The organism is Kribbella sancticallisti, from assembly GCF_039530625.1.
Lineage (GTDB): Bacteria > Actinomycetota > Actinomycetes > Propionibacteriales > Kribbellaceae > Kribbella > Kribbella sancticallisti.
Genome location: NZ_BAAAOS010000017.1, coordinates 1 through 26581 on the forward strand (window position 1 = coordinate 1; position 26581 = coordinate 26581).

Consider the following 26581-nt stretch of genomic DNA (forward strand, 5'->3'; position numbering starts at 1 on the left):
GTCCTAGGCATACAACCCATCCTAGACTTATACAGCGAATTTCAGAAGCAGGACACTAGGTCGAGAGTCCTGCGCCGCGCGAGCGCCGTCAAGCGATGCTGCCTCCGACTGGCTCGGTGTCCAGATCGATCGCCAACGGCGGCATCTGCCAGCCGCGGGCCAGCGACGACGCGTACGCCGGGCTGCCGCCGGCGAAGTACTCGGTGAACTTCATGATCAGCGGGTCCCAGCGGAGCGGGTCGATGTAGCGGTCCTGGTTCATCAGCAGGTCTTCGCGCACGTGGACGCGCTGCACGGACATCTCCAGCGCGCGCAGGTTGGAGTCGGGGCCGCCGATCCGGTGAATCGCCTCGACCCGGCCTTCGAGGTTGATCGGGCTCTCCTCGACCAGGTCCACGTCAGCCAGGCTGCCCGGCGTACGAGTCAGTCCGGCGGCCGCGAACTTGTCCGGCTCAAAGCGGTAGCCGCGCGCCCGCTTCGCCTCGGACATCTGCTCGGACCCGGTCAGCAAGGCGATCCGGTCGAGGGCGGCGACCATCGCGGGATCGACCAGGTTGAGCACGCACTCGGGCCGTTCCATCAGGTTCTTCACCGTCTGCGAGCCGACACTCATGCCCAGCATCGCGGTGTGATCGAGCCACCAGGCCGACGACATCGGCCCGAGGTTGGTGCTCCCGTCCGGGTTCCGGGATCCGATCAGCACCACCGGCGTGCCGAAGTACAGAACTTTGGGATCGACAATTCGCTTCATGCCCAGAGAACGGTCACAGCCACCAACGTGTGAGGGCAGCCGCGCAAGCGACGCCTTCACCACCTGGCGCGGCCTGATCGGCCCATACTTCGCCAACCCACCGCACGTCGAACGGGTTCCACTCGCCGGCGCTGCTCCTCGAACAGCGCCGGCCAGCGTACGTCGTACTCGACGATCTTGATCCGATCCAGCCGCAGTGACCTACCAGTCGACCTTGACTGTTGCGCTCTTGGTTGTGCTGTTGACGGTGACGCCTAGTTGGACGGTGCCGGGGCGGATGCCTGTGAGCTGTCCTGTGGCTGGGTCGTAGGCGGCAACTGCCCAGAACGGGGCCGTATCGGCTGGGCCGATGTGTAGCAGCGCCGAGCCCCACCAGTCGGCCGAGACCGGGAAGGACACCGGCACCCGCCGGCTCTCCTGTACTACGGTCGCCGAGGCGGACGCACTCGTGCCCATCCGGACTGAGGTGGGTGCGGCCAGTTCGAGCGAGTCCACGTGCGGGCGGAGCTCGACCTGGAGCCAGGAGCGCTCCGGGGCGGACCAGTGACGTTCGCCGGCCGCGGCCTCCTTCGCGGCGGGATCGATCCCCACCAGCGCCCAACCGGTGAACCCACCGGCGTCAGGTGCTGCGGCAGGGCCCTTGCCCGAGTTGCCCGTCAGCGGCAGCAGGACACCGTCCGTGCGGGTTGCCGCGAAGGTCCCGGCGTGCGCCGCCATGTACGCGGCGCCCTTGCCCGTCGACGCGCGGAAGTCCGCGAGCCAACGACCGAGCAACTCCGCCTCCTTGCGGTCACCGAGTTGCGAGTTCTGCGTCGGCGACGGGTCGTCGATCGGGTGGTGGGCCATCACCACGACGTTGCGGATCGCCTTGTTCTCGGCGGCCTCGTCCAACTGCTTGCGCAGGTCGAGAATCTGCGCGAACCCACCCGCCCGGAGCGAGCCGAGCGACGAGTCCCGCAGGACGAACCGGGTGCCCTTGTGGTCGAACGTGCTGGTCGGAGCGCCGAACACCTTCGTCCACTCCGACAGGTCACCGGGTCCGTAGCTCTCGTGGTTGCCCGGCACATAGTGCACCGGCACCTTGCCCGCGACCTCCTCGTCGATGATCTTCTTCGCCAGCGCGATGTCGTTCGCGAAGCCGCGGTCGACGAAGTCGCCGTTGATCACCAGGAAGTCGGGCTGCTGCGCGAGCGCCTCGCGGATCGTCCGGCGGGCCTGCTTCACGAAGTCGGAGTCGGGATCGTCGGCGGTGAACTGCGCGTCCGACATCACCGCGAACTTCCACCGGCCGCCGCCCGTCGCCGTGCCGTCCGTGACCACCATCGGGTCGACCACCTTGGCCGGCGGTGCCACGTTCACCGGCGGAGCGCCCCGCACGGTCAGATCGTCGATGATGATCCGGCCCGAGTACTGCCGGGTCGGCACCGTCTCGACGACGTAGATCCGCCAGAACCGCAACGGCATCGTCAGCCCTGCCGGGATGTCCGCCTCCACGTACTTCCAGCCGGTCCAGTTGACGGCCGCCGCGAGGTTCAGCGTCTGCGCCGAGCCACCCGCACCGTCGTACGCGTTGGCCCGCAGCCAGGCGCCCTTGCCGTCGCCGTACACCCAGGCGCCGAGCTTCTGCGGCTGCCCGGGCAAGGTCTGCTGCGGCGTCTGCGCCAGGTACGCCGCGCGGGTGGCGGTGCTCCCCGTCAGCGAGTAGTCCAGCGCGATCGCCTGACCGCCGTCGTGGCCCTCGGCAACCGACCGACTCGCCGTCGCGGCCCCCACCGGTACTGCGTTCGCCACCCAGCGGGCGGGGTCGTCGACCTCGTCCACAACCTCGCTGCTCAACCCCGCGGTGACCGTCAGCTGTGTGGTCAGGGCGCCGACCTTCGCCGTCACCACCGTGGACACCGCGTCCGCGCCGACCGCGGTCACGTCGAACCCATTGCCTCTAGCAACTACCTTGACGAGCGTGGCGTCGTACGTGAGCTCGACGTCGCGCGGCTCGACCCAGGTGGAGAACCCGTCCGCGTCATAGCCGTTGACCGCGAAGAACCCCTTCGAGGTCGCGCTCGGCAGCGACACCTGGCGCAGCGACGGCGCGAGCCGGACCGGCGTACCGAGCACGGTCATCGGGAAGCGCCCGCGCGCAGTCCCCTTGGCCGCTGTCACGACGGCGTCACCCGCACGGCGACCCGTGACGATGCCGTCGCTGGTGACCTTCGCGTTGCTGCCCGTCGACCAGTATGGCGTACCGGCGGCCGACGCGTACGTCTCGTCATGGCCGCGAGCGGTCAGCGCCCGACTGAGGCCGGTGAAGACCCGGGAGCTGCGGGTGATGTCGGCGTCGGCGAGCTCGGCGGCGGTACCGGTGGCCTCGATCCGGAAGCCCTTGAGCAGGCCGGATCCCTTGACCGGAAGGAGGCCGAGGCCATTGGGGGTCAGCCGCTCGGAGCCGTCGGACGGCTTGTTGACGACCTCCGGCGTCGCCTCGCCCGGCGAGCGCTTCAGCATCGTCGAGGAGCCGCCGCCGTCCAGGTTGAGCACGTCGTCGGAGCCGAGATCCAGCATCAGCCGGGCCAGTTCCTTCTCGGTCAGACCGCGCGAGTCGACCATCCGGCCGTCGACCGTGAGCAGCACCATCCGGCGGCCGTCGGCGGAGAAGCCGATCGCGGTGCGCGGGTGCAGCGCGGTGTCGTCGACGTTCAGGATCTGGCCGTCGCGGGCCAGTTGGATGTTGCCACTGAGGCCGACGGCGACATCGGCCGCGTCGGCGCGCGGGCCGTACTGCACATCGACCTTGTCACCGGGCTCGAACGTGGTGAGCGCGGTCGCGCCGGCCTCACGGCCGATCAGCGCGAGTTCGTTGGCGGCCAGCGGGGTGGTCGCGGGGAGGGCGGCCGTGGAGACGACGACGCCGTCGCGGAGGATCACCTCGCGGACCGTCGGGAGGCCGTCGACCGTGCGGGTGCGGGCCGCCTCGCCCCACTGCGGGGTGTAGAGGCCGATGCCGCCGCTGTTGACCGAGGGCGAGTTCAGGTTGGTGAGGCCGACCTTGCTCGCGTCGTCGTCGGTGGCGCTGCCCTCGAGGAAGACCTGCGCGATCCGGCCGAGACCGTTCGCGTCGATCACCGCCGTCTCGTTGTGGCCGGCCGCGGGGCCGTTGACGAATCGGCCGGCGCCGCCGTCCGCGTCCCGCTCGATGCCGATGCCGAGCGGGGCACCGGTGTCGTTGATGTCGAAGAAGTCGCCGTTGACGCCGGCGATCGCGCCCTTGCGCGCGACCTGCTGGCTGAGCACCTCGCGGCCCGAGACGGTGCCCGGGTTGAGGTAGTCGACCGTGACGCCGCGCTTGTCCAGGTCGGCGACCAGGATGTCGCCGCGGAGCCAGCCGCGCGCGTCGAGCCGGTCGAAGCTGGTGTAGGTCACGCCGGGCGCGACCGGGGTGTCCTCGCGCCGGGTGATGATCCCCTCGCCGGCCGGCGCGATCGCGACGTCCGGGATGTCGGAGGCCGCCGAGGACCCGCGGTGGGCCTCAGCCGCCGTCCGCAGGTGCTCGGGAACGGGCTGGGCGGCCGCCGGGTTGATGGCGATCGCAGCCACCAGTCCCCCGGCGGCGAGGGCGGCGGTCGTCAGCCGAGCCGCCCTGGCCCCCGAGCGACGGCCCGGCAGGACGCCGGTCCTCGCTGCTGGTGCTGCTGATGGTGGACGGAAGGCGGGCGGGGCAGGCGTGGACACGGGGCCTCCTGAGCTGGACGGACGCGGCCATCCGACGCCGTGCGACCTACCGCCGTGTGAGGCGCAGGTGTACGCCGGTCAACCGAACGGTGACAAAGTAACGTCCCCAGCGGCGAACCGGAAGCTTTCTGTCAACAATCCGCCTGCCAGATCCGGCGGGCAGTGTCGGTCAGTCGAAGGAGACCGGGCGGCCCGAGGTCTCCCAGGAGTGCATGCCGCCGTCCAAGTTCAGCGCGTCGCGGCCCTCGGCGGCGAGGAACTGGGTCGCCATCGACGACCGGCCGCCGACCGCGCAGACGCAGAGCACCTTCTGGCCGAGCGGCACCTCGCCGACCCGCTCCTGCAACTGCCCGAGCGGGATGAGCGTCGCACCCTCGATGTGGCCACGGGCCCACTCGTCCGGCTCGCGTACGTCGAGCACGAACGCCTCGGCCAGCATTTCGTCATCGACGTCAGCCACCACGACGGCAGGAATCTCCGGAGTCTGGTACATGCCCATGATCATCGCAGGCTGCTCAACCCCCTGCACGACGGGTGGAAGGGGGACGGGGTTGACGCGAGCTGAGCAAAACCTGGCAACGGGTTGAATTCCGGACATGCTTCCCTTCTACTGTGAGTGATTGACCGTGCGACCGGAGTGACAGTGAGGCGTTTCCGGTGGTCGATCAGGACTCTTTCCGCCCCGAAACGAGGAGTCACTTCATGCGCCACTCCGTGCTGCCCGGACCACGATCACTCCGGCTGCTCGCCGCCGGCGTGCTGCTGAGCACCGCAGCCGCAGCATCACCTGCCCTCGCGACGACCTCCACCGCCGAACCCGCGGCCGCGACGTCCGCAGTACGGGCGCCGGCGGTGCCGAGGTCGGTACCTGGCGGTTCGCTGGACGCGACCGGCTACTGGACCGCCGAGAAGCTGCGGAACGCGATCCCGGCCGACCTGCCCGCCAATGCCCCGACGCCTGCGAAACAAGGGGAGTCGACCTCGTCGGGCATCGCCTCCCGGCCGGTCGCGCCGGAGGCGAAGATGGTCGCCAACGACGTCGTACCGAGTACGGCGGGCAAGGTCTTCTTCAGCTACAACGGCCTGAACTACGTCTGCTCGGCGTCGACGATCAACAACAACTACAAGAACCTGATCATCACCGCCGGCCACTGCGTGCACGGCGGCGCCGGCGGCGGCTGGCACGCGAACATCGTGTTCGCGCCGTCCTACTACAACGGCCAGTCCAGCGCCGGCCTGTGGAACTGGACCGGAGCGCGCACGTTCAACTCCTGGATCAACAGCAGCGACTTCAGCCACGACCAGGCGTTCGTGACGCTCGGGCAGCGGAACGGCCAGAACCTGATCGACGCCGTCGGCGGCAACGGACTGGTCTGGGGCAACAGCCGGGCGCAGGCGAACACCCGGATCTGGGGCTGGCCGGCCGAGGCGCCCTACAACGGGGAGGTGCCGTACTACTGCGACGGCAACACCTACGCGTGGGGCAGCACCGACGCCGCGCTCGGCTGCACCATGAACGGCGGCGCGAGCGGCGGTCCGTGGCTGAAGGACCGGATCGACGCCAACCTCGGGTACGTCTTCGCCGTGACGTCGCGCCGGACCACCAGCGGCCCCGCGATCCTGCTGGCGACGCCGAACTCGGCCGATGTGAAGGCGATGTTCGACCAGATGACCTGAGCCTCGGGTCGAGCGAGCCGGGGCCGGTGTGAGCGGCCCCGGCTCAGCTCGCTCGAGGAGTTCAGCTCACTTGAGGATCGTGGATCACTTGAGGAGCTTGGACAGGCGGCGGTCGGCGAGGGGTTTGCCGCCGGTCTGGCAGGTGGCGCAGTACTGCAGGGAGGAGTCGGCGAAGCTCACCTCGCGGACGATGTCGCCGCAGATCGGGCACTTCTGGCCCTTGCGGCCGTGCACGCGCATGCCGCTCTTCTTCTCCGACTTCAGATCCTGGACCGCGAGTCCGGCCGACCTCGCGACGGCGTCCCGCAGGGTGTCCTGCATCGCGTCGTACAACTGCTGGAGTTCGTCGGTGGTCAGGTTGGAGGCGGGCTTGAACGGGCTCATCTTCGCGACGTGCAGGATCTCGTCGGAGTACGCGTTGCCGATGCCGGCGATCACCGACTGGTTCCGCAGGACGCCCTTCAGCTGGACCCGGCCGGCCTGCTTGAGAATGTCGCCGAAGTCCTCGAGGGTGAGCGAGAACGGATCGGGCCCGAGCCGCGCGATCCCCGGCACCTCCGCGGGGTCGCGGACGACGTACACGGCCAGCTTCTTCTGCGTTCCCGCCTCGGTCAGGTCGAACCCGGAGCCGTCATCGAGCACCACCCGGCAGGCGATCGGTCCCTTGCCCGGCCGGACCAGCCCGGTCGACTGCTCCTCCCGCCAGCGCAACCAGCCCGCGCGGGCCAGGTGGATGATCAGATGGACGCCCTGCGCCGAGATGTCGAGGAACTTCCCGTGCCGCCGCACGTCCTCGATGAACAGCCCGACCAGCGACGAGATCGGCGGGTCGTACGTCTTCAGCGCGCTGATCGCCGTGATGTCGGCACGCACGAACGCCCGCTCGACGGCACGCTCCCGCAGGAACCCCGCCAGCGATTCCACCTCCGGCAACTCGGGCACCCGACAAGTGTGCCCTACACCGCCGACACTTTCCCGTACTTCTGTGCGCCGAGGGCGCCAACCGGGGTCCGCTGCGGGGCATCACCCATGGGGAATGGTTGTGGGTACCGATACCTTCGTAGGAAGTAGAGAAGGAGGCCCCCGATGGGTTTCATGAAGTCACTGGTCAAGGGTGCTGTGGTCGCCAAGCTGCTGCAGGTCGCGCAGCGGGAGCTCAGCAAGCCGGAGAACCAGCGCAAGGCCAAGGAGATGTTCCAGAAGGTGCAGCAGCGCCGGAGCGGCCACTAGGCCATCAGCCTGGGCGCCCAGAGCGGTGGATGAGACCCGCTCTGGGCGACAACCACGCCCAACCGAAAGTACGCCGTACCGCCATCGGCTGGGCTTGTGCTGCCAATCAGGCGCTGTAGAGCAGGCGCTGTCGGTCAGGCGCGGAGGCGGGCCTGCAAGGTGTAGGTGGCGGGCAGCCGTTCCGGTTGCTCGGTCAGGCGCCACTCGCCCTGGTCGTCCCGGGTCATCTTGCCCGGCAGCGGATCCCAGGGCGCGCTGTCGTGCTCTTCCAGGCTGGTGAGCTCGAAGCCGGCCGACAGCAGCGCGGTCACGATCTCGCCGAGGCCGTGGTTCCACTCATGGGTGACGTTGTGGCTGAACTCCGCGTCGGTCTCGACGTAGGTGCCGCCCTCGTCCCAGACCTGCGGCTGCTCGGTCTCGAAGTACGGCGTCTCGAGGATGATCTCGCCGCTGTCCTTCGAGATCCCGAGCGACCACAGCATCGGGTGGCCTTCCCGGATGAACAGCCGGCCGCCCGGCTTCAGCAGACCCGCCACGACACCGGCCCACTTCTCGATGCTCGGCAGCCACCCGATCGCCCCGATCCCGGTGAACACCAGGTCGTACTTCGACTCGCCCAGTACTGCGACCGCGTCGTACACGTCGGCTTCCGTGGAAGTCGATCTCGTGCCCGAGGCTGTCCGCGAAGGACTGCGCCTGCGCGATCGCCGGAGCCGAAAAGTCCAGCCCGCTCATCCGGGCGCCGAGCCGCGCGAGGGACACCGTGTCGGTGCCGATGTGGCACTGCAGGTGCACCCCGCGGAGCCCGGAGATGTCGCCCAGTCGCGGCAGGTCGAACTGCACCACCTGGCTGAGGTACTGCGGATCCTCGGTGAACCGCTGCACCCGGTAGTCGGGGGAGGCGGCGTGCGCCGGGACCCGTTCGTCCCAACTGGCCCGGTTCACTGCGCGGTAGTCGTCCATCCGGCGACTGTGACACAGCTTCCCGGGACAGCGCTCGGGGTTTTCTACTGGAAGGCGGTCGTCCAGATCCGCGCCTTGTAGAACTGCGCGCCCGAACGGGTCCGGTCCGGCGAGGCGGAGAAGCGGACGGTCTTGTTCGCCCACTCGCGCGGCTGGGTGCCGTCGCCCTTGACCGACACCACCTCGCCCGAGGAGTGCTTCACGTACGACTTGACGCTGCGCTCGGTGGAGATCCGCCGGGTCCGGAAGCTGCCGCCGTCGGTGAGCAGTTCGTACACGCCCTTGGTTGCGGTGAGCAACATCTTCTGGCGGTTCGTGTAGTCGGGCTGCAGGTCGTGCCCGAGGTTGCCGCTGCCGAGGCTGAAGTGCCGGCCGTACTTCAGGCGGGTGTTCCGCTTGCTGCCGGTGACCGCGTAGTGGCTGACCCGGTTCTTGCCGACCACCCAGAGCAGCTCGTACGTCGGGTCCCAAAGCACCCCGTGGGCGCCGGCGTAGTCGACGGTCTGCACCTTCGCCAGGCTGCCCAGGTTCGCGACGCTGCTCGGCGCATACACGGTGAGCTTGCCCTCGGAGCTGGCGACGATCACCGAACCGTTGCCCGGGACCCGCTCGATCGCGTGCGGATTGCCGCCCGGCGTCGCGGACCAGGCGAGGTCATTGAGCTCGGTGTGCTTCTCGCTGCCGATGTTGACGATGCCGGCCTTGCCGCCGGAGGCAACCATCAGCCCGATCCAGCCCTGCGCCTCGGTGGCGCGGAACTTCACGTCGGACAGGTTCGCCCAGGCACCGCCGCCCGGACTGAAGCTCCAGTGCACGTTCGCGTCCGAGAACGCCTTGTTCTTGGGGAAGACGAGCACTTTGTTCTTGGTCTGCTCGGTGGTGCCGACGTAGTAGTTGGCAGTCGCCGCGGCCTGAGCTTGCTGCTGCCCGAGTACTGCGGCCGCCGGTGCGGCAACCGCCGCCGCAGCCAGCCCGCGAAGAAGGGTCCTGCGCTCCATCAAGTAGTCCTCCGTCATCCGATGCGAGCTCCCCACCCTGCCAACACGAGGGGTCAAGCTTTTCTGGAGGTTTGTTCGGCGAGGGTAGAGAGGGTGATGAGTTGTTTGCGCATCATCAGGAGGTCACCCCAGGCGAGCAGGCGACGGCGTATTGCGCCTACTTCTGCGGGAATCACCAGCTTGACGACCAGACGCGAACCACCGGGCCTCGGTGTGACCGTGTAGCTGACGGCGATATCGCCGTACAGGCGTCGGCTGGCAGGGTTACGGAGGCGCAGGGTCAGCTGCCGGCCAGGGGTGAAATCGACCAGCCGAAAAATCGTCATCACCGACTGCCCGACCTCCAGCTCATCCAGCCCCGGCGTGAGCGTCCGCGGGCTCGGCTTCCCCCAGTTGTCGAGCGAGTCGTAGCTGTACGGCGCCACTCGCAGCTGGCAGTACCAGCGGAACACCGTCTCGGCATCCGCAGCCGAATCCACCGCCCGGAGACAGCTCGCCACCGCCCCCTCGACGTACCGGTCGCACGGGTACTCCGCCGCGACCTCCTCCGCCGTCGCCTGCCACACCCAAGGAAGACCCATAGACCGGACCATACCGTATGGTATGGAGGTCGCCTAGCGCCCGGGCAGTCTCCGGTTGAGCGAGAAGAGGCGGCCGAGAACAGGCATCAGCACGATGTTCAGGCCGTGCAGCACCCCGATGACGAGCAGGATGCCGCCGAGCCGGGCCGCCTCGAACGCCACCTGGTCCGCCAGCACGGTCGGTCCCCAGGCCGGCCGCGGCTCGAAGTTGACGGTGAACAGGATGTACGCCGCGAAGATCAGGTAGTAGACGATGTCGGTCAGCACGATGTAGCTCTTGCCCGTCTGCGGATTGTCGTGGAAGACGTCCGCGGCATAAGCCCGGCCGAACCGTTTGATGAACGGCCCCAGCCAGAGCGCGAGACCGATCAGCACGGCCGTGGTGATCAACTCGAGAATCCACCAGTCCATCAGCAGCCGTCCGTTCTTCGTCGGAGTGGTCAGCAAAACAATTGCTACGAGCAACACAATGCCGAGGGACACGGTCGCGGCGCCGCGCCGGATCCGGCGTCGGCGCGCCCGGTCGTCGGCGATGCTGCCGAGCACCCGCTCGAACAGGTCGGGTGACGTACTCCGCGGCTCCCCCGGCGCGAGTGCCTCGTACAACCGCCGCTCGACGGGCGTCGACTCGGCGGACGGCTGGTCAGCTGTCACAGCGGTTCCTCCAGTTCCACCTTGAGCGCTCGCAGGCCGCGTCGCAGGTGGGTCTTGACCGAGTTCGGCGACAACCCCAGCGTCTCGCCGATCGCGGCGACGGGCAGTTCGACGAAGTACCGCAGGACCACGCAGTCGCGTTGCCGGCGGGGCAGGCCGCGGAGCGCCTCGATCACCTCACGGCGGCTCTCGTCGGCCGCGGCGTGATCTTCCGCGGAGCGGTCGTCCACCTCGGCGGGAGGCCGGTGCCGCAGCGAGACCAACCCGCGCCGGTTGTGGTCGCGGGCCAGGTTCACCACGATCGACCGCAGGTACGCCGCCGCCCGGTCCAGGTCGTTGATCCGGTGCTGATTGCGGGCCAGCCGCAGGAACGCCTCCTGGACCAGGTCCTCAGCGGCCGTCCGGTCGTCGACGAACCATCGGGCCAACTGGACCAGCCGCGCACCTTCGACCTGGAACAGCGCGACCACCAGCGCGTCGCCGTCCTGCCGCACACCGGCGCCGGGCAGTTCCGCAGCCGCGTCCATAGCCCCCATCACCCTGACGGACGAGCGAGCGGACCGACCGGGTGACAGCACGAGGAATCTCTTTTTCCTGTCACCCGAACCCCGTCACTGCCCGTCTGTTGCAGTGATCTGTGCACCCAGCATGGACCCGATTGGGGGAGACATGACAAGCACGAAGCACACAGCAGCGATCGCGGCTGTCCTCCTGACCGCCGGCCTGTTCGCTCCGACCACAGCCCAAGCCGCGCCCGCTCACCAGACAGGCAAGGTCGTGACGGCCCACGGCAACCTCAGAGACCTACAGCCGACCACCGCCGGCCCCTTCGACCATGCTCGGGCCACCCTCTTGATGATCCAGCACCGCGGCCGCAGCCTGGTGATCCTCCAGGTACGCGGGATCAACCGGGCAGTTGCGGGTCAGGACTTCGGCGCCCACCTGCACGTGGGTCCATGCGTCACCGGCGACGGAGCCGCGGCCGGGCCCCACTACAACTCCGACACCGTCGCCGGGCGCGTTCCACCACGAGTGAACGACATGACCGAGGTCTGGCTCGACTTCGAAGTGACCCGCGCGGGTACCGGGTTCGCGATCACCCAGGTGCCGTTCATTCCGCTGCCGGGCCGGCGATCGGTCGTCATCCACCAGGAGCCCACCGATTCCCAGGGCGCCGCGGGCCCGCGCCTCGCCTGCCTCCCGGTGTCTTGGTGACCATCCCCCGGGCCGCTGCCGCCGGCTCCGCGTTCGGTCTCGCGTGGGGTGCGGCGGCGCGGGTGTGGATGCGGTTGATCTCCACCGATCCCGAGTTCACCTGGACCGGAACGGGTGTGATCCTCGCGTCCACCTCCGTGTGCGGCCTCGTACTCGGCTTCCTGTACGGCGTACGCCGAGCAGGCTGGTCCCGCTGGTGGCGGCTGCTGTCGGTGGTCTGGTTGTTCGTCTTCGCCGGTCCTGGCTTCGTCTTCCTTCCGGCGTTTCTCCTGGGTGGGCTGCTGCACCTGCACCGCCTCCACTGGAAGTTGCTCGGGGCGGCGGCTGTCGTGAGCGGCGTTGTCCTGCTCTGGCGACTCAACCAGCAGGAGCCGGCGGGGTTCGATCCGGTGCTGATGTACGGCGGATTCCTGCTGCTCTCGCTGGCACTAACGGCCGGAGCAGCCGAGATCTATCGACCGAGGGGTAGGGGAAAGTCCACCCCTGTGCGGGTGGTGGACCGCGTGACCGGCGGGGGGTGAGGCCGCTGGACTGGGAGCATGAGCTCAGACCTCGCCCCGGGCCGGCCGCGCATTCTCGACATCGACGCGCTGCGCGGGTTCGCGCTGCTCGGCATCCTGATCGTGAACATCACCTTCGCGGCGTCGGGGTATCCGATCCACGTGGCCGACGACCCGCAGTACTCGTCGGGGGTCGACCATGCGGTGCACTGGGTCAGTTCGGTGTTCGTGGACATGAAGTTCTATCTGCTGTTCTCGTTCCTGTTCGGGTACAGCTTCCAACTGCAGATGGAGGCGGCGCAGCGGGCCGGGGCCGCGTTCAAGCCGCGGATGTTGCGGCGGCTGGGCGCGCTCTTCGTGATCGGCTGGCTGCACATGATCTTCCTGATCACCGGCGACATCCTGACGGTCTACGCCCTGGTCGGCCTGGTCCTGCTGGCGATGCGCAGGGTGAAGGACAGGACGGCCTTGCTCGTCGCCGTCGGCTGCTACGCCTACGTCTTCGTCACGCTCGGCGCGGCGGTGCTGTTCGTCGACAGCTCGGCGTTCATCGATCCGGTCGCTGCCGTGACCGCGGCACAGGAGACTACGGCGAACCTGGCCGGTTCGTTCGGAGACGTGATCGGCGAGCACCTCAAGGCGCTACCGCTCTACGGGCTGTCGCAGCTCACAGTGCAAGGCCCGACGACCCTTGCAGCGCTACTGCTCGGCATGGTGGCTGGTCGACGGCGGCTGCTCGCTGACCTGACCGGCGAGGAGCCCCTGCTGCGCAGGGTTCAGCTGGCCTGCTTCCCGATCGGCCTACTGGGCGGAGTCCTCTATGCGACGGCCGGAGGCACCGGTGACACCTTCGCCACCTGGGTGAGCGTGATGACCGCTCCCTTCCTCGCTGCCGCGTACGTTGCGACGCTGCTGCGGGTGATGCACTCCGAGCGCGGCACTGACCTCCGCAGGCTGCTGGCGCCCGCCGGCCGGATGGCCCTGTCGAACTATCTCGGCCAGTCGGTAGCAACCCTGCTGATCTTCACCGGCGTGGGCTTCGGCCTGGTCGGGCAGGTCTCGCCGCTGGAGACGGTCACCTTCGCTCTGGGGATCTTCATCCTCCAGGTCGGTCTGAGCCACTGGTGGATGGCTCGCTACGGCTACGGCCCAGTCGAAGGCGTACTGCGAGCCGTCACCAACGCCACCCCGATCAGGTACTCCGTGCCTGCGCGTCCGCGAGCGCAGCAGTAGCCTCCGCCAACCGCCACCGCCCACCGCCCACCGCATAAGAGTGACGGGAGAGGGCTTCGGCCTCTCCCGCCACTGTTGATTGGTAGTACCTCAGGCCGCGTGGCGACCGTGGTGGTGAAGGATCCGGGCGGCGCGGATGGTGACGACGCTGCCGGTGTTGGCGACGGGCTTGTGGGTGAACGGCTCCGCTGCGCCCCCGAGGGCGAGCAGGTCGAACTTGGACCTGGCGAGATCGCGGTCGTCGGCAACCCAGGAGCCGTTGGGCCCGTGTCCGAGCCCGGTTGCGTGCCGCCTGTTGCTGCTTTCGAGGGCCGCGATCACGGCCAGCGCGAGTACTGCGAGGACGATGATTCCGGTCATGGCAGTAACTATCCTCTCGTCTAGATCCCGCCACAATTGGCACTATTGACACTCTCCCACAAATTCCTGCCATACTGGTCCGCATGCTGCGGAAGATCGCCGTCGTCCTGATGGAGGACGTGGCCCTGTTCGAGTTCGGCGTGCTGTCGGAGGTGTTCGGGATCGACCGGACCGACGACGGCGTGCCCCCGTTCGACTTCAAGGTGTGTTCGACCCGCCCGGGTGAGCCGCTGCGAACCAGCAGCCACTCCGCGGTGATCGCGCCGTACGGGCTGGAGGAACTGGAGGACGCCGACCTGGTCGCGCTCCCGGCCACCACCTGGCGCGGCGAGTACGACGAACGCATCCTCAGCGCGCTCCGCAAGGCGCACGAGCGCGGCGCGATCCTGCTGACGGTCTGCTCCGGCGCCTTCGTCCTCGGTGCGGCCGGCCTGCTCGACGGCCGCTGCTGCGCGACCCACTGGCGCTATGCCGACAAGTTCCGCCGGCAGTTCCCCTCCGCGAAGCTGGACGCGGACGTGCTGTTCGTGGACGACGGCGACATCATCACCAGCGCCGGCACGGCCGCCGGGATCGACGCGTGCCTGCACCTCGTCCGCCGCGAGTTGGGCAGCGCGGTCGCGACCCGGATCGCCCGCCGGATGGTCGTCCCGCCCCAGCGCGACGGCGGCCAACGCCAGTACGTCGAGGTTCCGGTGCCCGAATCGTCCAGCGAGAGCCTGCAGCCGGTGCTCGACTGGATGGTCGGCAACCTCACCATCGAGCACACGGTGCCGGAGCTCGCCCGTCGCGCGCGGATGTCGGACCGCACCTTCGCCCGCCGCTTCGTCGCCGAGACCGGGACGACGCCGCTGAAGTGGGTCACCACCCAGCGCGTCCTGCACGCCAGAACCCTGCTGGAGCAGACCAAACTAGGCATCGAACAGATCGCCACCGAATCCGGCTTCGGCACCGCCGCCTTGCTGCGCCACCATTTCCGTAGAGTGGTGGGCGTGCCCCCGCAGGATTACCGCCGCACTTTCCAAACCGCCAGCTGATGCTCGCCTACCGGTCCGCCGTAGCGGCGGAAGCCAAAGCCGTGCTTGCCTTCTGGGCGGCGGCCGCCGAGGACTCCGATCGTCCACCGGACTCCCCGGAAGCCGTCCTGCGCCTGATCGAGCGCGACCCCGAAGCCCTGATCCTTGCCTTCGACAACGAAACGATCGTCGGCTCGATCATCGTCGGCTGGGACGGCTGGCGCTGCCACCTCTACCGCCTCGCCGTCGCCCCCACCCACCGCCGCCGCGGCATCGCCCGCACCCTCATCACCCTCGCCGAGTCCCGCTTCACCACCTACGGCAGCACCCGCGCCGACGCCATGGTCCTCGACACCAACACCGAAGCCCACCCCACCTGGACCACCGCCGGCTACACCCGCCAACCCAACTGGTCCCGCTGGGTGAAACCTCTTCAGACCGAGCGTTGATAGGTGCGGAAGGCTCGGGTGGAGAGGTAGCCGACTACCACGGTGAAGGTGAGTAAGTAGAGGCCGTGGCGGGTGGCTGAGTCCCAGTCGGGGTTGGCGGAGAGGGCCTGGCGGGCGGTGATGGCGGCCCAGTCGACGGGGTTGTAGCGGGCGGCGACCTCGACCCAGTGCGGGGCCAGTTTCGGGTCGAGCATGATCGAGGACAGGAACGTCAGCGGGAGCGAGACGAACTGGAAGATGCCGATCAGCGCCTCCTGCTGACGGGTCAGCAGCGCCACGGCGTTCGAGAGCGAGCCGAACGCGGTGCCGACGAGCACGGACGCCGCGATCGTGACGAGATAGCCGACCGCGCCCCCGTCGTACCGGGCGCCGGCTGCGATCCCGATCGCGAACACGAGGATCGTCTGGATCACCGTCGTGGTCGCGTTGCTGAGCAACTGGCCCGCCATCAGCGCGCCGCGGCGGACCGGCGAGGTCAGCATCCGGTCCATCACGCCGCGTTCCATGTCGGCGATGAAGGTGGTGCCGTTCCAGCCGCTCGTCATCAGCGCGGTCATCATCACGATGCCGGGCGTCAGGAACGCGATGTACGACGTATCGCCGAACCCGGGCAGCGCCACGATTCCCTGGAACAGTTGACCGAACAACAGCAGCCAGATCGCGGGCTGGATCAGGGTGAACGCGATCAGCGCAGGCGACCGGTACTGCGCTCGCAGCCACCGGCCGAAGATGACGTTCGTGTGCGGGAGGAATCCACCCCGCTGCATCGTCGCCGTGCTCATCAGGCGGCCCTCTCAGCCGTCTCGAAGGAACGACCCGTGTAGCTCAGGTAAACATCGTCCAGCGACGGCCGCGACACCGTCACCGCGGTGACCGGAATCGCCTTCTCCTCAAGCGCTCCCAGTACTGCGGGCACCGCCGTCGCACCCCGATCCACTCGCGCCCGTAGCGTGTTGCCATCGACAACGATCTCGCCGATTCCGGGGAGCTCGGCAAGCAGTCGGCGAACCTTGCCCTCGACATCGGGTTCGACCAGCTCGACCTGCACGGAATCACCGCGCAGTTCGGCTTTCAGTGCCTCGGGCGTGCCTTCGGCAACGATCTTGCCGTGATCCACGATCGCCAGCAGGTCAGCGAGGCGGTCCGCCTCCTCCAGGTAGTGGGTGGTCAGCAGCACCGTCAGGCCTTCGGTGCCGGAGAGCCGCTCGACCTCCTTCCACAGCTCCGCCCGAGCCTCTGGGTCGAGGCCGGTGGTCGGCTCGTCGAGGAAGAGCACCCGCGGCCGATGAACCAGGCCGAGAGCCACGTCGAGCTTGCGCTGCATGCCGCCCGAGTAGGTCCGGACCTGGCGACCACCCGCCTCCTCGAGGTCGAACCGGTCGAGGAGCTCGGCGGCCCGGCGTACGGACTCTTGCCTGGTCAGGCCGTAGATCCGGCCGCTCAGGACGAGGTTCTCGACGCCCGTCGCCATCGGATCCGAGCTGGATTTCTGCGGCACGTAGCCGATCGCGCGCCGTACGGCGTCCTGCTCGTTGACGACGTCGTGGCCGGCCACCCGCGCAGTACCGGAGTCGGCTCGGGACAAGGTGGTGAGGATCTTGACGGTGGTGGACTTGCCGGCGCCGTTCGGCCCGAGCAACCCCAGTACTACGCCCTCCGGGACGGCGAACGTGAGGCCGTCGAGCGCTCGCAGGGGTGGCTTCTTCCGCCCCGCGGGGTAGGTCTTGACCAGGTCTGAGGCCACTAGGGCATGACTGGTTGATGGCATGGTGACGTGACTCCTCTTGATGGGTGAGGAGTCGGTCCGGGTGAGCTGGCTATCCTGATGGTTGCGCCTTGGGTGCCAGGTCTCTTCGGGGACCGACTCGAGGAACTGCGGCCCTTGGCCCGGGTGTTGCCGCACTCGAGCCGGGGGCCGTCCTACTTTGCTTCCGGTGGGAGTTCCTGCAGCCAGGCGAACTCCTCCCCGAAGTACTTGACCGGATCCTTGAGCATGTCGGCCGGGGTGGTCCCGAGCTTCTCGACCAGCTCGAATCCCTTGCGCCAGAAGGCACTGCCTTCCAGTTCGTCGGCGGCGATCTGCCGGGCGAGCTCCCGGACGAACTCCACCTGGGTCTTCAGCAGCGCGAGCTGGAGCTCGGACTCGACGTAGAAGATCCGCGGGAGGCCCTTCGCGGCCATGGACGCGTGGGTGCCTTCGACTTGCTCGATCTCGGCGTCCAGCACGTCCGCGCGCTGCTCGAGCAGCTCGACCACACGATCCGGCGGGAAGGCCGGCAGGTAGGCGAGCCCGGCCTCCAGTTGGCTGAACTCCTTCTCGGGCTTGCCGAGCAGCTCGGCAAGCCAGTCCTGGAACTCCGCCCCGCCGGCCTCGGTGATCGCGTAGACGGTCCGCTCCGGGCGATTGCCGTCGCGCAGAGTCTCAACCGCCTCGATGAACCCGTGCTTCTCCAGCGCCGCCACAACCGAGTAGAGCGACCCGTAGTTGAGCTTGATGCTCATGTCCTTGCCGCGCGCCTTGAGCATCGTGGAGATCTCGTACGGATGCATGGCCCGCTCGCTGAGACTGCCGAGCACGGCAAACGCCAGCGGATTGGCCACCTTGCGCTTGACCATGCCCGGCCTCCTCGATCTCAACTACTCGAAATCGAGTATTCGTTGCCGCGTATCCGATGTCAAGTAATCAGACGGACCGCTCGAAGAGGAGTTCCAGGCCGTCTTCCTCGTCCCACTGTTCGCCGGCTTCGAGGAAGCCGAAGTTGGCGATGGTGGCCAAGGAAGCGGCGTTGGTAGGGCTGATGGAGGCACGGACAACCCGTACTCCGGGTTCGGTGGCGGCGCGGTCGATGAGGGCGGCGAGGATTGCTTTGGCGTAGCCCTGCCGCCTGTACTGCAGGTCGACGGTGTAGCCGACTTCCACCATGCCGTTGGCGTCGGGTGGTCCGTGGTAGCCGCCGTGGCCGATCACGACACCCTCGGGCTCAGAGACTGCCGCGTGCACGAGCCACCCGGCCGCCTCAGGCTCGTCTTCCAGTTGCTTGAGGCGGTAGTTCCAGAGCCACTTCGAGTGTTCGTCGAGGAACAACTCGGTCAGCCGGACCCCGGATTCCCGGCTCGCCTGTTCCAGGTCGTCCGCGAGCAACGCGGCCATCGTCGTACCGGACACTTCCACCAACTTGATCTGCTTCACCGTCCGATGCTCCTGCCCGCGCCCTGGCGCGTCCACTGGATTAGCGCAGCGCCTCGGCGTACCAGGGCTTGATCACGGTGTCGATGATCGCGAGCCGCTCGTCGAAGGGGACGAACGCGGACTTCATCGCGTTGATCGCGAACCAGCGGAAGTCGAGCAGGCCGTAGTCGAACGCCTCGGCGAGCAACGCCAACTCGCGGCTCATCGACGTACCGCTCATCAGCCGGTTGTCGGTGTTGACGGTGACGCGGAACTTCAGCTTCGCGAGCAGCCCGATCGGGTGCTCCGCGATCGAGTCCGCCGCGCCGGTCTGCAGGTTGGAACTCGGGCACATCTCCAGCGGGATCCGCCGGTCCCGCACGTACGCCGCCAGCCGGCCGAGCTCGACCTTCCCGTCCAGCCCGGCTTCGTCGTACGTGATGTCGTCGATGATCCGTACGCCGTGCCCGAGCCGGTCCGCGCCACACCACTGGATCGCCTGCCAGATCGACGGCAGGCCGAACGCCTCACCGGCGTGGATGGTGAAGTGCGCGTTCTCACGCTGCAGGTACTCGAAGGCGTCGAGGTGCCGGGTGGGCGGGTAGCCGGCCTCGGCGCCCGCGATGTCGAAGCCGACCACGCCCGCGTCGCGGTAGGTGACGGCCAGTTCGGCGATCTCCATCGAGCGCGCCTTGTGCCGCATCGCCGTCAGCAGTTGGCGGGCCACGATCGGCCGCTCAGCGGTCGCCATCCCGTGCTCGAAGCCCTCGTGGACCGCGTCCACCACCTGCTCGAGACTCAACCCCGCGGTCAGGTGCTGCTCGGGCGCGTACCTGATCTCGGCGTACACGACTCCGTCCGCGGCCAGGTCCTGCACACACTCACTCGCGACCCGTTTGATCGCCTCGGCGTTCTGCATCACCGCGACCGTGTGGTCGAACGTCTCCAGGTATCGCTCCAGCGACCCGGAGTCCGCCGACTCCACGAACCACTGCCCGAGCTCGGCGGCGTCGGTCCGCGGCAGGTCGTGCCCGATCTCCGCGGCCAGTTCCAGCACAGTCTCCGGCCGCAGTCCACCGTCGAGGTGATCGTGCAACAACACCTTCGGCGCGTCCCTCAACTGCTCCTGCGTGATCATCCAGCCATCTTGCCAGGCCGGCGCTGTTCGTCAGGCCGGCAAGGCTTGCTGAAGTCTGCGAACGCCTTCTTCGAGCTGTCCCGTACTAGCGGCGCTCGCGTAGCTCAGCCGGATATGGGCGGCGGAGGCTTCGGCGGCGAAGTAAGGGCTGCCGGCGGTCACCGCTACACCGGACCGGAACGCCGCGGCGACGACGGCGTTCTCGTCAGTGCCGTCGGGGAGTCGCAGCCACAGGTGGTAGCCGCCCTGCGGAGGGTTGCTCGCGAGGAGGTCGGGGAGCGCTTGGCGCAGCGCATCGTGCGTCGTGGTGCGCCGGTCGCGAAGGGCGAGCCCGAGAGCGCGCAGATGGCTGGCCCACGCCGAGGTTCCGAGCAGATCGAGTGCGGTCTCCTGCAACGGGCGCGGGACGAAGAAGCTGTCCACGGCCTGAATCGTCCGGAGCCGTTCGAAAACCGGGCCGCGGGCCGTGAGAGCGCCGATCCGCAGACTCGGTGAGGCCGGCTTGGTCAATGAGCGAACGTGGACGACCACACCGTCTGGGTCGTCGGCCGCCAGCGGTGGCGGGAGCGGCGCGCTGTCGGTATGCGCCAGCCGGCGGGCGAAGTCGTCCTCGATGACGAAGGCACCCGCGGCGCGGGCGACCCGCAGTACGTCCTGCCGTCGCTGCGCGGACATCGTGGCACCGGTGGGATTCTGGAAGAGCGGCTGGCAGACGAACACCCTGGCCCGCGTCGCCTCGAACGCCTCCGCCAGCAGATCCGTACGTACTCCGTCGACGTCAACCGGGACCGGGAACGGGCGCAGGCCGGCGGCTCGTACGACCGCAAGGATGCCAGAGTAGGTGGGGGATTCGACCAGAGCCGGAGCGCCTGGCGCGGCCAAGGCGCGCAAGGCGGTGGTCAGCGCACTTTGACCGCCGGCGGTGATCAGTACGTCCGAGGCGCTCAGTGGGCTGTTCGGCCCGCCGATGTCACGGGCGAACCAGTCCCTGAGCTCAGGAAGTCCTTCCACCGGGGGACGCGACCATGCGCCAGGTCTGCGGCCAGCACGAGCCATCGCCGTCGCCAGTGCACGCTCCGGTTGCAGCGACGTGTGGAGATAGCCGCTGTTGAGGTCGATCACCTCAGCCGGCGGCGTGGTGAGAGTAGCCAGTACTGCGGCCGCACCCGCGCTCCGCGCCGCCGCGTCGACGGTCGAAGCCGGGTCTGCGTTCAGCGCGACGTCCTGCCAGGAGACATCACCACGGATCTCCACCTTGCCGCGGCCGACGGCCCGGAAGACGCCGGATCCAGGCCGGGAGACGACGAGCCCTTCCGCGACCAGGACCGCGATGGCACGCGACATCGTCCCGGGGCTGACCTGATGCCTCTGCACCAACTCCCGGCTGGACGGGAGTCTCTCGCCTTCGTGGTAGCGCATCACGTCGAGCTTCAGCGAAGCCACGAGGTCACCCACACTGCTACGCTCTCGCATGACAGCACAAGATAGCGCTACCCAAACTCGCGCGAAAGCAGTGAGCAGTGGCACGCTCTTGGCCGCGCTCGCGGTGGCGTCCTTCTCCTTTAGTTTCCCGGCCACTGTCTGGGCTCTCGGCGGTTTCGGTCCATGGACGGCAACCGGCTTGCGGGGACTCTTGGCGGGAGTGCTGACAGCAACCTGTCTCTTCGTGGCCCGCGTGCCCTGGCCCGAGCGTCGGCACTGGCCCGCGCTGCTCGTCGTCGCCGGCGGCTGCGTTGTCGGCTTCCCACTGCTCACCACGTTCGCGCTGCAGACGTCGACCACCGCTCATTCAGCGGTGGTGATCGGGCTACTGCCGCTGGCTACCGCGGGTATGTCCGCGGCACTGACCGGCCATCGGCCTTCTCGCGCCTTCTGGGCCGCTGCTGTGGTCGGCGCCCTGACGGTCGTCGTCTTCACTCTGCAGCAAAGCCACGGATTGCCGACGCTCGGCGATGCCTATCTCTTCGGCGCCCTGTTGCTGTGCGCCACCGGCTACGCCCAGGGCGGCCGACTCGCGTCCTCGATGCCGGGCTGGCAGGTCATCGCGTGGGGCGTCGTCGCCGCGCTCCCGATCTCCACTCTCGTGACCGCCCTTGCTCTGCCCCAGGAACCGGTTCACCCGACCGCGCAATCACTCGCCGGAATGGCGTACCTCGCGGTGGTGTCCCAGTTCGGCGGCTTCGTCCTCTGGTACCGGGGCATGGCCGCCATCGGCGTACCCAAGGCGAGCCAGATCCAACTCGCGCAACCGCTCATCACACTCGTCTGGTCGGTGCTCCTGATGGGAGAGCACCTCTCGCCGTTGACGCCGATCGCCGCCTTGATCGTCCTGGGCTGCGTCGCGGTCACCCAACGACTGCGGAGCTAGTTCAGACCGCGTGGACCTTGAAGACGGGGAAGCCGGGGGCCACCCGGAGGAGGGTTTCGGTGGAGGAGTCGGCTTTGACGTCGTCGCCGAAGAAGGCGCCTACTTCCCAGGCCCACTTCTTCAGGTAGGCACGGATGACCTCCGGCTTGTCGGCGTCGGCGATCTCCTCGGCGCGGAAGGTCTCGATTCGGCGCCCGACGCGGAGTTGGGCTTCGGGGGTGACGCGGATGTTGCGGACCCACTGGGTGTGGCCGCGCGGCGCGAGCAGGTAGCGCTGGCCGTCGATGGTGAGCAGGTTCACCGGCGTACTGCGCCACTCGCCGGACTTGCGGCCGCGGACCGAGAGGAGACGGCTGCCCATCAGGCTGATGCCGAGCTTCGCCAACCGACCGACGGTCTTGTTCAGCAGCGCGCCGCTGCGGCCGCCGACGGTGACCAGTCGCTTGTCGTCGTAGTTCTGCATCGGAATCGCCTCCCGGTTTGTGAGAGCAGTGCTCTCTGTTGACACCAGTCAACCATCGAAGGTGGGCATGAGTCAAGAGCACTGCTCTCGGTGTAGAGCAGTGCTTCCAGGAAGAGGTCAGCTGAAGGCGTCGGGCAGCGGGAGGGCGAGGGCGCGGTCGACGCGGCGGAGGTAGTCGTCGCGCGGGATCGCGACGGCCCCCAGGGTGGCCAGGTGACTGGTGACCCACTGGATGTCGAGGACGCGGTCGGCGGCGTACTTGTCGCTGAGGAGTTCGACCAGGCCGGCCACGGCCGCCTTCGAGCCGTCGGTCTTGTGGTGGAACATCGACTCACCGGCGAACAGTCCGCCGATCGCGACGCCGTACAGGCCGCCGGCCAGTTCGTCGCCGTCCCAGGCCTCGACCGAGTGGACCCAGCCGAGTTCGTGCAGCCGGGTGTACGCCGCCATGATGTCCGCGTCGATCCACGCGCCGGGCCGGCTCGGATCGGCGCAGGCCCGGATCACCTGGTCGAACGCGGTGTTGACCCGGATCTCGAACCGCTGCCGCGCTCGCCGCAACGACCGCGACGGCGCGAACCCGTCGACCTCGATCACGCCGCGCTCGACCGGCGACCACCACAACAGCGGGCCGTGGCTGTCCGGCATCGGGAACAGCCCCCGCCGGTACGCCGCGAGCACGGTGCCTGGCTCGAGATCTGCCCCGGCCGCGACGACATCGCCGGCTCCGGCGACCGCGACCGGCGGGAAGTCCCACACGGAGGCAGGTGGTTCAACTGGCACGCCACCATCCTGACCTACCGCCCGACGCGGGAAACGCGCGGCTACCACGCAACGATTGTTGACAGGATCGGGCGGGAGCAACATATGCTGCCGCCGTGAAGATCGTCGACGAGATCGTGGGAACAGGTGGGCTCGGGGGCCTGGCGCGGATGACCGAGGTGATCGCGGAGCTGGAGACCCGGCGTACGGAGCTGATCGAGCAGTTGAGGTCGCAGCGGCTCGCCAGCTGGGAGGAGATCGGGCAGGCCTGCGGGATGACGCGGCAGGGGGCCAGCCGACGGTGGTCGAAGCAGGCGCAGGCGACCTCGTTCGGGGACGCGGCCGCGGCGTACCAGAGCGGACGGCCCTCGTACCCCGCTTCGGCGGTCGATTGGCTCGTCCCTGATGAGGCTCGGCGGGTCCTGGATCTGGGAGCTGGGACTGGGAAGCTGACGCAGCTGCTGGTCGGGCGTGGGCTCGAGGTGACGGCTGTGGAGCCGCTGGCGGAGATGCGCGAGCGATTGGTCGCAGCGGTGCCGGGCGTCGCAGTACTGGATGGGTCGGCCGAGCTGATTCCACTCGGGGATGCGAGCGTCGATGCCGTCGTGGTCGCGCAGGCTTGGCACTGGTTCGAGCCGGCGCTGGCGGTGCCGGAGATCGCGCGAGTACTGGTTCCCGGCGGCACATTGGGGCTGGTCTGGAACGTCCGTGACCACAGTGAGCCGTGGGTGACCGAGCTCGATCGGGTGCTGCATCGGCACACCCGGCAGGAGATCGAGACCCGGCCCGAGATCGGTGGGTCGTTCGGGCCGGTCGAGCGGCTGGAGGTGCGCTGGGAGCACGTGCTCACGCGTGCGGAACTGCTCGACTTGGTCGCGTCCCGCAGCTACGTGATCACCATGCCCAAGGACGACCGGGCCGAGCTGATGAACCAGGTCTCGGAACTGCTCGACACGCATCTGGACCTCCGCGGGCGCAAGAAGCTCACGATGCCGTACCTCACCCGCTGCACGCGCGCGCAGTTGGCGCGATGATCACGATGCAGGAATCTGCCGCGGTGATGGTCGATGGACAGCCGGTAGCCAAGCTGCACATGATCCGCCGGCTTTGAGGGACCGGCCGGGGTTTGTCCCGAGTGGCGCGCGCTGGAGTGCCACGTAGAGTTGACAGTGCTGCGCCCGCCCGCCGGACTCCGGGGGAGGGTGTCCGAGGTTTTCGAAGGAGTGCTGTGGCCGGAGTAGCCAGGTTCGTCGCCAGCAGTCTCGCGCCTGCCGCCCAGCGGTTCGCCCCGCAGGCCGCGGCCGGAGTACTCCGTCAGGTCCTCGAGATCGCGATCGACGGCTACCAGCGGTTCCCCGGCGCCGAGAAGGTGGCCGAGCGACACCTGGAGAAGACCCCGAACGACACGCAACTGGCGATCGACGCGGTGGTCGACCAGCACATCCGGCTGGCCGGCGTGCAGGGATTCGCCACCAGTGTCGGCGGGCTCGTCACCCTTCCGGTCGCGCTGCCGGCCAACCTGACCGGGCTCGCGGTCGTGCAGGCCCGGATGGTCGCCGCGATCGCACACCTACGCGGCTATGACCTGGACGACCCGCGGGTCCGGACCGCGGTGATCACCTGCCTGCTCGGCGAGGAGGGCGTCACCGACCGGCTGAAGAAGTCGAGCCTGCCGACCTCACCGCTGGCGATCGCGACCGCGCCGGTGTTCGACCCGGAGCTGGACCGGCTGGTGGCCGCCGAGGTGGTGGGCGAACTGATCGCCCGGATCAGCGGCAAGCGGGTCGGCCTGATGGTGACCCGGCGAGTACCGCTGCTGGGCGGTGCGGTGGGCGCCGGCGTCGACGGTTGGTCGACGTACCGGATCGGGCAGTACGCCGACAAGAGCCTGGTCCGGCGGATCCGGCGCCCGATCGAGCCGTAGTGGTCGCGCCGTTCTGGGGGGCGATGCTGGACTGCCCGGATCCGCGCGCGCTCGCCGAGTTCTACCAGCGGGTGAGCGGTGGGTCGTTGGTGGTCGCGACCGACACCTTCGCGGAGTTGCGCTTCGACGGGTACAGCCTGGGCTTCCAGCGGGACCTGAACTACCGCGCGCCGACCTGGCCCGATCCGCGCGTACCGCAGCAGTGCCACCTGGACTTCAAGACCACCGACCTCGACGCCGAAGAAGCCCTCGTCATCGCGGCCGGCGCCACCAAGACCGCAGTACAGCCGGCTCCTTCGTCGTTCCGGGTGTTCCTGGATCCAGCCGGTCACCCGTTCTGCCTGTCGACCTGGAGTGCGCCGGACTCCCCGTGAAAGCTAGCCCGCGAGGGCCTGTACCACCCGGCTGGCGGAGGGCTTGCCGAGTTGGCCGGCCATCCAGACGCTGGTGGTGACGAGCTTCTCCAGGTCGACGCCGGTCTCGATGCCGAGGCCGTCGAGTTGCCAGACGAGGTCTTCGGTGGCGAGGTTGCCGGTCGCGCTTTCGGCGTACGGGCAACCGCCGAGGCCGCCCGCTGAGCTGTCGACGGTGGTGACGCCTTCGCGGAGGGCGGTGAGGGTGTTGGCGAGCGCCTGGCCGTAGGTGTCGTGGAAGTGCACGGCCAGCCTGTCGACGCCGACCCCCGCGGCCTCGAACGCCTTGATCAGCGCGGTGACCTGACCTGGAGTGGCTACGCCGATCGTGTCGCCGAGGGAGAGCTCGTGGCAGCCGAGCTCGACGAGGCGCGCACCGACCTTGACCACCTGGTCGATCGGTACGTCGCCTTCCCACGGGTCGCCGTAACACATCGAGACGTAGCCGCGGACGGTCAAGCCCTCGTCGAGCGCGCGCCGGACCGTCGGGGCGAACATGGCGAACTGGTCGTCCACGGTGGAGTTCAGGTTCTTCGCGGCGAAGGTCTCGGTGGCGCTGGCGAAGATCGCGATCTCACTCACGCCGGCCTCGAGGGCCCGGTCGAGACCGCGCTCGTTCGGTACCAGGACCGGCGTACGGAGGCCTTCCGGAAGGTTGAGGCGGCTCAGGAGTTCGGCGGCGTCCGCGAGCTGGGGCACCCACTTCGGGTGCACGAAGCTGGTGGTCTCGATCGTGGTCAGGCCGGCGTCGGCGAGCCGCTGGATGAACTCCGCCTTGATCGCGACATCGACGATCGCGTCCTCGTTCTGCAGCCCGTCTCGCGGTCCGACCTCGTAGATCGTGACCCGGTTCGGCAGTCCCTCGGCCCCGACCCGCTCCGGCTTCCGCACCACGACCTCCCTTTCGACCCGCGGTCCGCGGATCATCGTCTGCCGGGTCCAGGGGTGTGGATCCGGGCCGGCCGCGACCGCCGTACGGGCGGGTCGGCCG

General features: G+C 68.6%; 31 protein-coding genes. 12 read left to right on the top strand and 19 right to left on the bottom strand.

All coding sequences use genetic code 11. The features are described from left to right. Positions 1-88: 88 nt before the first annotated feature. From ABD255_RS07610 to ABD255_RS07620, 3 genes are all read right to left on the bottom strand, one after another. The gene (locus tag ABD255_RS07610) at positions 89-751 is read right to left on the bottom strand and encodes a flavin reductase family protein (RefSeq protein WP_344211278.1); all 663 of its coding nucleotides are present in this window, start codon (positions 749-751) and stop codon (positions 89-91) included. Positions 752-952: 201 nt separating this feature from the next. Continuing rightward, the gene (locus ABD255_RS07615) at positions 953-4477 is read right to left on the bottom strand and encodes a phosphodiester glycosidase family protein (protein WP_344211280.1); all 3525 of its coding nucleotides are present in this window, start codon (positions 4475-4477) and stop codon (positions 953-955) included. A 169-nt stretch (positions 4478-4646) separates the two neighbouring features. Beyond that, positions 4647-4982, bottom strand: coding sequence for a rhodanese-like domain-containing protein (locus tag ABD255_RS07620; protein WP_344211282.1), 336 nt, complete (start codon positions 4980-4982; stop codon positions 4647-4649). Between the two features lie 197 nt (positions 4983-5179). Here ABD255_RS07620 and ABD255_RS07625 point away from each other — a divergent pair, with 197 nt between their 5' ends. Further along, the gene (locus ABD255_RS07625; protein WP_344211284.1) at positions 5180-6154 is read left to right on the top strand and encodes a trypsin-like serine peptidase; all 975 of its coding nucleotides are present in this window, start codon (positions 5180-5182) and stop codon (positions 6152-6154) included. Between the two features lie 84 nt (positions 6155-6238). Here ABD255_RS07625 and ABD255_RS07630 read toward each other — a convergent pair whose 3' ends face one another. Then, complete coding sequence (locus ABD255_RS07630) at positions 6239-7096, bottom strand: DNA-formamidopyrimidine glycosylase family protein (RefSeq protein ID WP_344211286.1); 858 nt, start codon at positions 7094-7096, stop codon at positions 6239-6241. Between the two features lie 144 nt (positions 7097-7240). On the opposite strand from ABD255_RS07630, the gene ABD255_RS07635 reads away from it, so the two are divergent. Beyond that, positions 7241-7384 carry a hypothetical protein gene (locus tag ABD255_RS07635; RefSeq protein WP_344211288.1) on the top strand — a complete coding sequence of 48 codons (144 nt, stop codon included), beginning with the start codon at positions 7241-7243 and terminating at the stop codon, positions 7382-7384. A gap of 134 nt (positions 7385-7518) precedes the next feature. Here ABD255_RS07635 and ABD255_RS07640 read toward each other — a convergent pair whose 3' ends face one another. Then, complete coding sequence (locus tag ABD255_RS07640) at positions 7519-8025, bottom strand: class I SAM-dependent methyltransferase (RefSeq protein ID WP_344211290.1); 507 nt, start codon at positions 8023-8025, stop codon at positions 7519-7521. A 10-nt stretch (positions 8026-8035) separates the two neighbouring features. Between ABD255_RS07640 and ABD255_RS07645 the strand changes: the two genes are divergently transcribed. Continuing rightward, positions 8036-8428, top strand: coding sequence for a hypothetical protein (locus ABD255_RS07645; protein ID WP_344211292.1), 393 nt, complete (start codon positions 8036-8038; stop codon positions 8426-8428). Here ABD255_RS07645 and ABD255_RS07650 read toward each other — a convergent pair. From ABD255_RS07650 to ABD255_RS07665, 4 genes are read right to left on the bottom strand one after another with little or no spacing between them, the layout of a single operon-like run. Further along, positions 8392-9363 (bottom strand): DUF6528 family protein, encoded by a 972-nt coding sequence (locus ABD255_RS07650; protein WP_344211294.1) that lies wholly within the window; start codon positions 9361-9363, stop codon positions 8392-8394. The genes ABD255_RS07645 and ABD255_RS07650 overlap by 37 nt on opposite strands. 35 nt (positions 9364-9398) lie before the next feature. After that, positions 9399-9926, bottom strand: a complete 528-nt coding sequence (locus ABD255_RS07655) for a hypothetical protein (protein WP_344211296.1) — start codon at positions 9924-9926, stop codon at positions 9399-9401. Between the two features lie 33 nt (positions 9927-9959). Beyond that, entirely contained in the window at positions 9960-10580 is a 621-nt protein-coding gene (locus ABD255_RS07660) for a hypothetical protein (RefSeq protein ID WP_344211298.1), read from the bottom strand. Then, positions 10577-11107 carry an RNA polymerase sigma factor gene (locus ABD255_RS07665; RefSeq protein ID WP_344211300.1) on the bottom strand — a complete coding sequence of 177 codons (531 nt, stop codon included), beginning with the start codon at positions 11105-11107 and terminating at the stop codon, positions 10577-10579. The genes ABD255_RS07660 and ABD255_RS07665 overlap by 4 nt, the downstream gene beginning before the upstream one ends. A gap of 142 nt (positions 11108-11249) precedes the next feature. Between ABD255_RS07665 and ABD255_RS07670 the strand changes: the two genes are divergently transcribed. From ABD255_RS07670 to ABD255_RS07680, 3 genes are read left to right on the top strand one after another with little or no spacing between them, the layout of a single operon-like run. Then, complete coding sequence (locus tag ABD255_RS07670; RefSeq protein ID WP_344211302.1) at positions 11250-11795, top strand: superoxide dismutase family protein; 546 nt, start codon at positions 11250-11252, stop codon at positions 11793-11795. Then, positions 11792-12316, top strand: coding sequence for a hypothetical protein (locus ABD255_RS07675; RefSeq protein ID WP_344211304.1), 525 nt, complete (start codon positions 11792-11794; stop codon positions 12314-12316). The genes ABD255_RS07670 and ABD255_RS07675 overlap by 4 nt, the downstream gene beginning before the upstream one ends. Before the next feature lie 18 nt (positions 12317-12334). Further along, the gene (locus ABD255_RS07680) at positions 12335-13528 is read left to right on the top strand and encodes a DUF418 domain-containing protein (protein WP_344211306.1); all 1194 of its coding nucleotides are present in this window, start codon (positions 12335-12337) and stop codon (positions 13526-13528) included. 90 nt (positions 13529-13618) lie between these two features. Here ABD255_RS07680 and ABD255_RS07685 read toward each other — a convergent pair whose 3' ends face one another. Next, a complete protein-coding gene (locus tag ABD255_RS07685) occupies positions 13619-13888 on the bottom strand; it encodes a hypothetical protein (RefSeq protein WP_344211308.1) in 270 nt (89 codons plus the stop codon). 83 nt (positions 13889-13971) lie between these two features. Between ABD255_RS07685 and ABD255_RS07690 the strand changes: the two genes are divergently transcribed. Both ABD255_RS07690 and ABD255_RS07695 read left to right on the top strand, forming a co-directional pair. Then, the gene (locus ABD255_RS07690) at positions 13972-14925 is read left to right on the top strand and encodes a helix-turn-helix domain-containing protein (RefSeq protein WP_344211310.1); all 954 of its coding nucleotides are present in this window, start codon (positions 13972-13974) and stop codon (positions 14923-14925) included. After that, entirely contained in the window at positions 14925-15353 is a 429-nt protein-coding gene (locus ABD255_RS07695) for a GNAT family N-acetyltransferase (protein WP_344211312.1), read from the top strand. The genes ABD255_RS07690 and ABD255_RS07695 overlap by 1 nt, the downstream gene beginning before the upstream one ends. Here the strand turns inward: ABD255_RS07695 and ABD255_RS07700 are convergent. The 6 genes from ABD255_RS07700 to ABD255_RS07725 all read right to left on the bottom strand — a co-directional run bounded on the left by ABD255_RS07700 (position 15338) and on the right by ABD255_RS07725 (position 21133). Next, positions 15338-16135 carry an ABC transporter permease gene (locus tag ABD255_RS07700; RefSeq protein ID WP_344211314.1) on the bottom strand — a complete coding sequence of 266 codons (798 nt, stop codon included), beginning with the start codon at positions 16133-16135 and terminating at the stop codon, positions 15338-15340. The genes ABD255_RS07695 and ABD255_RS07700 overlap by 16 nt on opposite strands. After that, complete coding sequence (locus ABD255_RS07705) at positions 16135-17121, bottom strand: ATP-binding cassette domain-containing protein (RefSeq protein ID WP_344211316.1); 987 nt, start codon at positions 17119-17121, stop codon at positions 16135-16137. The genes ABD255_RS07700 and ABD255_RS07705 overlap by 1 nt, the downstream gene beginning before the upstream one ends. 152 nt (positions 17122-17273) lie before the next feature. After that, positions 17274-17969, bottom strand: coding sequence for a PadR family transcriptional regulator (locus tag ABD255_RS07710; RefSeq protein WP_344211318.1), 696 nt, complete (start codon positions 17967-17969; stop codon positions 17274-17276). A 67-nt stretch (positions 17970-18036) separates the two neighbouring features. Then, complete coding sequence (locus ABD255_RS07715) at positions 18037-18543, bottom strand: GNAT family N-acetyltransferase (RefSeq protein WP_344211320.1); 507 nt, start codon at positions 18541-18543, stop codon at positions 18037-18039. 40 nt (positions 18544-18583) lie between these two features. Continuing rightward, positions 18584-19660: an adenosine deaminase gene (locus tag ABD255_RS07720; RefSeq protein ID WP_344211322.1), complete on the bottom strand. Its 1077-nt coding sequence runs from the start codon at positions 19658-19660 to the stop codon at positions 18584-18586. A 30-nt stretch (positions 19661-19690) separates the two neighbouring features. Further along, on the bottom strand, positions 19691-21133 hold the full coding sequence (locus ABD255_RS07725) for an aminotransferase-like domain-containing protein (protein WP_344211324.1): 1443 nt from the start codon (positions 21131-21133) through the stop codon (positions 19691-19693). On the opposite strand from ABD255_RS07725, the gene ABD255_RS07730 reads away from it, so the two are divergent. Further along, positions 21132-22028, top strand: coding sequence for a DMT family transporter (locus ABD255_RS07730; protein ID WP_344211326.1), 897 nt, complete (start codon positions 21132-21134; stop codon positions 22026-22028). The genes ABD255_RS07725 and ABD255_RS07730 overlap by 2 nt on opposite strands. A gap of 1 nt (position 22029) precedes the next feature. Here ABD255_RS07730 and ABD255_RS07735 read toward each other — a convergent pair whose 3' ends face one another. Both ABD255_RS07735 and aat read right to left on the bottom strand, forming a co-directional pair. Beyond that, the gene (locus ABD255_RS07735) at positions 22030-22491 is read right to left on the bottom strand and encodes a nitroreductase family deazaflavin-dependent oxidoreductase (RefSeq protein WP_344211328.1); all 462 of its coding nucleotides are present in this window, start codon (positions 22489-22491) and stop codon (positions 22030-22032) included. Between the two features lie 117 nt (positions 22492-22608). Beyond that, positions 22609-23274 (bottom strand): leucyl/phenylalanyl-tRNA--protein transferase, encoded by a 666-nt coding sequence (gene aat / locus ABD255_RS07740; protein WP_344211330.1) that lies wholly within the window; start codon positions 23272-23274, stop codon positions 22609-22611. Between the two features lie 95 nt (positions 23275-23369). Between aat and ABD255_RS07745 the strand changes: the two genes are divergently transcribed. The 3 genes from ABD255_RS07745 (at position 23370) to ABD255_RS07755 (ending at position 25551) form a co-directional block, all read left to right on the top strand. Continuing rightward, positions 23370-24287: a class I SAM-dependent methyltransferase gene (locus tag ABD255_RS07745; RefSeq protein WP_344211332.1), complete on the top strand. Its 918-nt coding sequence runs from the start codon at positions 23370-23372 to the stop codon at positions 24285-24287. 194 nt (positions 24288-24481) lie between these two features. After that, a complete protein-coding gene (locus ABD255_RS07750) occupies positions 24482-25177 on the top strand; it encodes an EcsC family protein (RefSeq protein ID WP_344211334.1) in 696 nt (231 codons plus the stop codon). Next, positions 25177-25551: a VOC family protein gene (locus ABD255_RS07755; RefSeq protein WP_344211336.1), complete on the top strand. Its 375-nt coding sequence runs from the start codon at positions 25177-25179 to the stop codon at positions 25549-25551. The genes ABD255_RS07750 and ABD255_RS07755 overlap by 1 nt, the downstream gene beginning before the upstream one ends. A 3-nt stretch (positions 25552-25554) precedes the next feature. Here the strand turns inward: ABD255_RS07755 and ABD255_RS07760 are convergent, their stop codons facing one another. Next, positions 25555-26481 (bottom strand): hydroxymethylglutaryl-CoA lyase, encoded by a 927-nt coding sequence (locus ABD255_RS07760; protein WP_344211338.1) that lies wholly within the window; start codon positions 26479-26481, stop codon positions 25555-25557. Positions 26482-26581: the final 100 nt, after the last annotated feature.

What these genes read in the sequence shown, in the direction of transcription:
- ABD255_RS07695 (WP_344211312.1), top strand. Translation starts at nt 14,925, where the DNA reads ATGCTCGCCTACCGGTCCGCCGTAGCGGCGGAAGCCAAAGCCGTGCTT.
- ABD255_RS07690 (WP_344211310.1), top strand. Translation starts at nt 13,972, where the DNA reads ATGCTGCGGAAGATCGCCGTCGTCCTGATGGAGGACGTGGCCCTGTTC.
- ABD255_RS07710 (WP_344211318.1), bottom strand. Translation starts at nt 17,969, where the DNA reads ATGGTCAAGCGCAAGGTGGCCAATCCGCTGGCGTTTGCCGTGCTCGGC.
- ABD255_RS07735 (WP_344211328.1), bottom strand. Translation starts at nt 22,491, where the DNA reads ATGCAGAACTACGACGACAAGCGACTGGTCACCGTCGGCGGCCGCAGC.
- ABD255_RS07620 (WP_344211282.1), bottom strand. Translation starts at nt 4,982, where the DNA reads ATGATCATGGGCATGTACCAGACTCCGGAGATTCCTGCCGTCGTGGTG.
- ABD255_RS07670 (WP_344211302.1), top strand. Translation starts at nt 11,250, where the DNA reads ATGACAAGCACGAAGCACACAGCAGCGATCGCGGCTGTCCTCCTGACC.
- ABD255_RS07730 (WP_344211326.1), top strand. Translation starts at nt 21,132, where the DNA reads ATGACAGCACAAGATAGCGCTACCCAAACTCGCGCGAAAGCAGTGAGC.
- ABD255_RS07650 (WP_344211294.1), bottom strand. Translation starts at nt 9,363, where the DNA reads ATGACGGAGGACTACTTGATGGAGCGCAGGACCCTTCTTCGCGGGCTG.
- ABD255_RS07625 (WP_344211284.1), top strand. Translation starts at nt 5,180, where the DNA reads ATGCGCCACTCCGTGCTGCCCGGACCACGATCACTCCGGCTGCTCGCC.
- ABD255_RS07655 (WP_344211296.1), bottom strand. Translation starts at nt 9,926, where the DNA reads ATGGGTCTTCCTTGGGTGTGGCAGGCGACGGCGGAGGAGGTCGCGGCG.
- ABD255_RS07610 (WP_344211278.1), bottom strand. Translation starts at nt 751, where the DNA reads ATGAAGCGAATTGTCGATCCCAAAGTTCTGTACTTCGGCACGCCGGTG.
- ABD255_RS07725 (WP_344211324.1), bottom strand. Translation starts at nt 21,133, where the DNA reads ATGCGAGAGCGTAGCAGTGTGGGTGACCTCGTGGCTTCGCTGAAGCTC.
- ABD255_RS07685 (WP_344211308.1), bottom strand. Translation starts at nt 13,888, where the DNA reads ATGACCGGAATCATCGTCCTCGCAGTACTCGCGCTGGCCGTGATCGCG.
- ABD255_RS07680 (WP_344211306.1), top strand. Translation starts at nt 12,335, where the DNA reads ATGAGCTCAGACCTCGCCCCGGGCCGGCCGCGCATTCTCGACATCGAC.
- ABD255_RS07720 (WP_344211322.1), bottom strand. Translation starts at nt 19,660, where the DNA reads ATGATCACGCAGGAGCAGTTGAGGGACGCGCCGAAGGTGTTGTTGCAC.
- ABD255_RS07700 (WP_344211314.1), bottom strand. Translation starts at nt 16,135, where the DNA reads ATGAGCACGGCGACGATGCAGCGGGGTGGATTCCTCCCGCACACGAAC.
- ABD255_RS07705 (WP_344211316.1), bottom strand. Translation starts at nt 17,121, where the DNA reads ATGCCATCAACCAGTCATGCCCTAGTGGCCTCAGACCTGGTCAAGACC.
- ABD255_RS07635 (WP_344211288.1), top strand. Translation starts at nt 7,241, where the DNA reads ATGGGTTTCATGAAGTCACTGGTCAAGGGTGCTGTGGTCGCCAAGCTG.
- ABD255_RS07665 (WP_344211300.1), bottom strand. Translation starts at nt 11,107, where the DNA reads ATGGACGCGGCTGCGGAACTGCCCGGCGCCGGTGTGCGGCAGGACGGC.